Here is a 5,059-nt window from a genome sequence, read left to right as displayed (position 1 = left end):
CCGTCGGGAGGGGTAACCCGGGCTACGCCCGGGTCCCGGACGCACGGGCGGCAAGCCGCCCTATAACGGAAATTCCCGCCGCTGCGCGGCCGGGGTTGCGGGCGTTTCCGTTGTGCTAAAACGCAATTTAGAAAATCGCGGCGAAAAGGAATCGGCGCTCGGCTCCATTTGGTGCAGCGCAAAGAAAATCGGTGGCGCAATCACGAAATGCATTGCGCCACCGATTCGTTATCTACTGCGCCTGGGTTTGATGTGCCAGAACTGCCGCAGTCCGCAATTGTTCCCAGATCGCGGGGTGCAGACCGTTGTCGAGAACCTGCTCGAACATCTTCCCGAAGCTGTGGGACGGGTCGAGTCGGCGGCCGCTCGTCAGTGCTTCACGTGCCAGCGCAGAGCGGCGATTGACCCAGTTGAAGACTCCGGCGAACACCATGAGCGGACCGGCCAAATCCTCGGGCAACAGTGCGCCGACTTGCCGCATTACCTCGGCGGCTGCATCGGCATTGTTTTCGTCGATGTGTGCGAACAACAGATCGCGCACCGTCACGTCATGCATGGCAGCAGCAATAACGGCTGCGTGCTCATCGGTAACGGTAATGCCGTGCTGTGACGTGCCGTCCAGGTAGTGCGAAAGTGCCAGATCGAATACCCGATCGGCCGCTCGCTGTGGCTCCATGGCGCGTAGAACGATGCGCTTGGCGCCGAAGGCTCGTGAGGCCGCCGCAGCGCGTTCCGGACCGTGCTGTGCGGCTGTAAACCCTGCTCGGATCTCGCTGCGGGTTTTGAGAATCGTTGTTCCCTCAAACAGCGCTTCGGTGATCAGCGGGTGTGCTGCGAGATCGACGGGTGTACCCGACTGTGCGGCAAGTGATCCCGCGCCCGTCCATCGGCGTACCAGACCATCGGTGAAAACGAACACAGGCGGAACTGAATCGGGCCGAAATGCTTCGAGCGCTTCGGCTACGTCATTGCCCCGTTCGAGCGTGCCAAAGACAACCACGAGCATCGATTGGCACTCTTCCAGAGCTGGTGTCACACGCAGGGAACTCAGAATTCCCTCCGACACGCCAGGGAGCAGGTTGAGGAGGGGGAGCATGGCGACCCTGCACGGGTGCACATCGAGGGTGATGATGACCAACTCGTCCTCGGGAAGATGGCCACCCATAGCCACGGCACCGGCGACAACATCGGACGGGCTGGTCATTCGGAAAGCTGGCATTGCGGAACCCCTTTGGGTCGGTGGGCGAACTGGTCAGATTCACCCGATGGATTGGACTGACGAACACTTGAAAGTTACCCCACGCATACGACAAAAAGGCGCTTTGACCTGTGTCTATGTCCCCGGCGCACCCGGTGCCGGGGACATAGACACAGGAGGCGGCGCAAAGCGCCGGCCTCCCGTGGTTTAGCTGCTAAGGGGCAGTGATCGTCTCGGCCGTGAATCTGCCGATCCGGGTGCGTGACAGACGAGAATTGGTGCCGCGCACATGCTCGAACCAGGCTTCGCGCTGATCGTCCGGCAGAGCGGCCCAGGAGCGCGCCGTCAGGGTTTCGTAATCGAGAGCGGCGACAGTCTCGAGCGGTGTGAGCAGGCGCCAGCTGGCGAGGCGGTACACGTCCGCGAAGTGGCCGTTAGCCGGTGGCCACTCGGTGTTGGGGTGGAGTCGCGTAAATGTTTGGGCAGCAACACGTTCCACGGAACGTGTAACCGGATAGTGGCGCGACTGCCGAAACTCTCCGCTGTGAATCTCGTCCCGAAGACTGTTCACGGCCGGACCTCCTTGGTGGAAGATGAACTGGCCGAGTCTGTTTCGGCTTCCTTCGCCTGTCTGTGTCCAGCAAGTTTGTGATACGGGATAGTGTCCGTCCAATCACCGCCTATCCTCGCCGGAACAGTGACAGATTTCTTGTTGACCCGAACTACCGGATACCAGACACCCGAGCACCTGACCAGATCTCCTTTCGCGATCGTGTCCGGCCCGAAATTGTTGGCCTGACCTGACGCGATCTGCTGGGCGCGGATTTCTTCCCAATAGGTGATCTGTTCGGCCCGCTCGGCGATGCGGGTAATCAGCGACTGACGGTAGGTGCCCTCGGCCGGAGGGAATTTCTCGATCTGCTTCACGCCACGCACCACGAAGAGCGTTCGCTCGTGGCCGTCGAGCTCGCGGTGGTCCGCGCGCTGCTCTGCGTGCATTTTGTCGATTCGATTCTTCACGGTCACGGGGCTGTAGCGAGCCGCTGTGGTCACCGCTGCCGCCTCTGCGCGCCTACGTGCTTCCTTCGCCTCCCCCTCGGCGGCCACGGCCTGTCCCAGGCGCTGATGGACTTTCTCGAGCGCTCGCCGGTGCCGGCCCTCCGAATGGTGCCCGATCTTGATCGGCTCACCCCCAGGAGGAAGTTGGGCCGCCGCGCGCTGCTCTGCTTCCCATGCCGATTCCGCCTGTTCTGAACGGCGCCCCGCCTTCAGCTCGAGTGCTTCCACCCGATCCGCTTGACGATCAATGCGATCGGCCTCGACCTCGGCCGTCGGCCGCGCTGTCGCGTCGATATCAATCTCGACATCGAAACCCCTCGCGCGCAACGCCTCTGCAGTCATCTCGATCAGGCGAACCTTCGGAGCCCGATCCCTACTGCTCCGGATCCCCCAGAAGCCGATACTGCGAAACCACCTCCACCCGTGCGCCGCCAATACATCTCCGGAACCGTCACCGCGAGAGGTCCCGTCAATCAGCGTTCCATCCGCGGCAGTGTGCGAAATCGTCAACGTCACTTCGAATCTCCGACCTAACAATGGGGCGGGTAGTCAGTCCGCCCGTCAGCAATTGGACACCTCCAAACTTACCCTCGATATCCGACAAAAACATGCATTCACCTGCGTGTATGTCCCCGCCGCACCCGGTGCCGGGGGCATACACGCAGGATGTGCTTTTCTTTATCGCAGAAGATGAAATTCGTTGAGTGAGGGCGGGAACAGAGAATGAAAGCAAGTAGGACCACCCAGGTAGGGAATATCGGGGAGGCGCTCGCCACTTTGGAGTTCCTTAAAATTGACTGGCATGTTGCACAAAATCCTGCCGGTGAAGTGGGCTCGGATCTTCTGCTGCAGGCGCGAACCGCCGATCTCATGGATCACGGTGCACTCGTGGGAGCTCAAGTGAAGTATGGCCCCTCGTTCTTCGATGAGCCGGAGACTGATGATGACGGAAATATCGTCGGATGGTGGTTCCGTGACGCGGACAGTGAACACGTGAAGTACTGGCTCGACTACGCGGTTCCGTTCATCCTTTTGCTGTGCGACGAGACCACCAAGAAATTGTATTGGGTTCACGTGACACAGGACGCCGTCGTGAGCACGGGTAAGGGCTCCAAGATCCTCGTTCCTGCTCATTCCACCGTTGACGCGGATCACGCCGCGGAGCTCTTGGAGGTCGCCACCGAAGGGCGGATCAGTTCGCAATGGGAAGGGAGCGCATGGGGTGGCGTGAAGGTCCTGGCGGCTGATCGGCTTCGTTACGCCATGCTGGCGCCACGATTGGTGGCCCCACACCCGAACTTGGAAGTGGCGGAACTTAGCTCGGAGGAGGCCGTCGCGCTTTTGGTCAAGATGCGACTACGCGATCTGGTACCGCAACCCGAAAGCAGGAGAAAAGCATCCCTTGAAAATAGCCCGGCACCAGACCTTGAACAATGTCGGAAATCGAACAAATGGGGTTGGCGTTTTTACGCAGCCCTGCACGACGTTTTGCTTGGTGATGACAGAGCGATTCCTTCTCAGGATGTTGACTCTGATCCCCTCAAGCAGATTATTGAGGAGGCCACAGAACCGCATGACCGCGCTGCAGCGGCAGTATGCGCATGTGCGCTATTGGTCGAAGAAGCGAATCCGGAAGGAGGCTTGCGGGTAATCGAGAGCGCCCTCTCGAGTACTGAATACAGGCCCATCGATCAGGCTTGGCTGATTTTGCATAAGGCCCGGTGCCTGGCGGAACTTGGCGATCTGGAAGGTGCTCGGCTGTTGGCCCTCGACGTGCAGAAGGTCCGCGCCTCTGCAGTTGACGATCCCACGGCAATGGCAATCACAGGGTCCGGCGCGGACCTCATCTTCAGGCTGGACCCGTGGGCCTCCGATATTGGTGAGTTGATCAAGGGTCGGGACACCCTTGCATCGTGGTGGCGAAATCAAGAGGTTGCCGCCGGCCTTCAGAGCAATTTCGACTCATTGTTCCAACAGTGGGTGGGCGAATCGAAGAGCACCGAATTTGACTCGACTTTCCTGAGGCTTCGAGCCGCGGCTCTGCTCGCTGGGCTGGCGGCGGATCACTCATCCTGGCAGCACTCTCATAAACTACTGGCCCAGCATGTCCTTACTTCGTACAGATCGCAGGACGATCTTGCTGAAGCCCTATCAGCGCTGCGGCACGCTAGTGAGGAGAAAGTGGTTGCACAAGTTGCGCGTCATCTACTCCAAGTGGGGCCGGCAGAAGCTGTCCGCGCAGCCGTAGGCAAGGTGAAACTCGATAGGGCAACCCGTACCTCGCTGCACGCAGACCTTCAACTGGTCTCAACCGCCTCTGATGTTCTCGAACCAGCGCAGGCCGACGAACATGTTCGATGGATTTTGTCCAACCTGAGCGACCTCGGGGGTTTGGCATCACGACTACAACCGAGTTTTTCCCTGGAATATGTCCTCCTGGATACTTTGGAAAACCTCGTGCCAGTGGTCTCGCCCGATGCGCTACGCGAAGTGATTGAGTACATCAAAGATTTGCCAGAACAAAGCGATATTGGTTCTGCGCATGACTGGGCCGCAGTAATCAATAACATTCCCACCACCGCATGGACTGATGACGACAGAGCGGCATTGGCCGCGCGAAACGAAGACAGCTCAGAGGTAAAGGAAGCCATCGACCGCGTCCTAGCTGAGGGCGACCCCACTCATAGGGAGAGGATTCGAGAGAAACTTAGAGATGGGAATGTCCTAGCTGTATGAGGAACGGACGTTGGTGACGCGGTGCCGGCGGTAAGCGGCGGGCGGTCGTCCTCCGCGTGCTGAATG

4 protein-coding genes are annotated in these 5,059 nt (G+C 59.7%); 1 reads left to right on the top strand and 3 read right to left on the bottom strand.

The window, feature by feature from the left end; genetic code table 11:
- Positions 1-232: 232 nt before the first annotated feature.
- The 3 genes from PCS43_RS33280 to PCS43_RS33270 form a co-directional block, all read right to left on the bottom strand.
- Positions 233-1,219 carry a DUF4192 domain-containing protein gene (locus PCS43_RS33280; protein WP_084326093.1) on the bottom strand — a complete coding sequence of 329 codons (987 nt, stop codon included), beginning with the start codon at positions 1,217-1,219 and terminating at the stop codon, positions 233-235.
- Positions 1,220-1,412: 193 nt separating this feature from the next.
- Positions 1,413-1,769 (bottom strand): hypothetical protein, encoded by a 357-nt coding sequence (locus PCS43_RS33275; protein WP_270923250.1) that lies wholly within the window; start codon positions 1,767-1,769, stop codon positions 1,413-1,415.
- Positions 1,766-2,773, bottom strand: coding sequence for a DUF3560 domain-containing protein (locus tag PCS43_RS33270; protein ID WP_270923249.1), 1,008 nt, complete (start codon positions 2,771-2,773; stop codon positions 1,766-1,768). The genes PCS43_RS33275 and PCS43_RS33270 overlap by 4 nt, the downstream gene beginning before the upstream one ends.
- A gap of 207 nt (positions 2,774-2,980) precedes the next feature.
- On the opposite strand from PCS43_RS33270, the gene PCS43_RS33265 reads away from it, so the two are divergent.
- Positions 2,981-4,993 carry a DUF4365 domain-containing protein gene (locus PCS43_RS33265; protein ID WP_270923248.1) on the top strand — a complete coding sequence of 671 codons (2,013 nt, stop codon included), beginning with the start codon at positions 2,981-2,983 and terminating at the stop codon, positions 4,991-4,993.
- The last annotated feature ends 66 nt before the right edge of the window (positions 4,994-5,059 follow it).

The organism is Rhodococcus sp. C-2 (genome assembly GCF_027854095.1).
Lineage (GTDB): Bacteria > Actinomycetota > Actinomycetes > Mycobacteriales > Mycobacteriaceae > Rhodococcus_F > Rhodococcus_F qingshengii.
The sequence above is the reverse complement of the archived record's forward strand: the minus strand, read 5'-3'. Positions and strand labels throughout refer to the sequence as shown.

Bases quoted from the DNA above. Each gene is read 5' to 3' on its own strand.
- PCS43_RS33280 (WP_084326093.1), bottom strand. From the start codon at position 1,219: ATGCCAGCTTTCCGAATGACCAGCCCGTCCGATGTTGTCGCCGGTGCC.
- PCS43_RS33265 (WP_270923248.1), top strand. From the start codon at position 2,981: ATGAAAGCAAGTAGGACCACCCAGGTAGGGAATATCGGGGAGGCGCTC.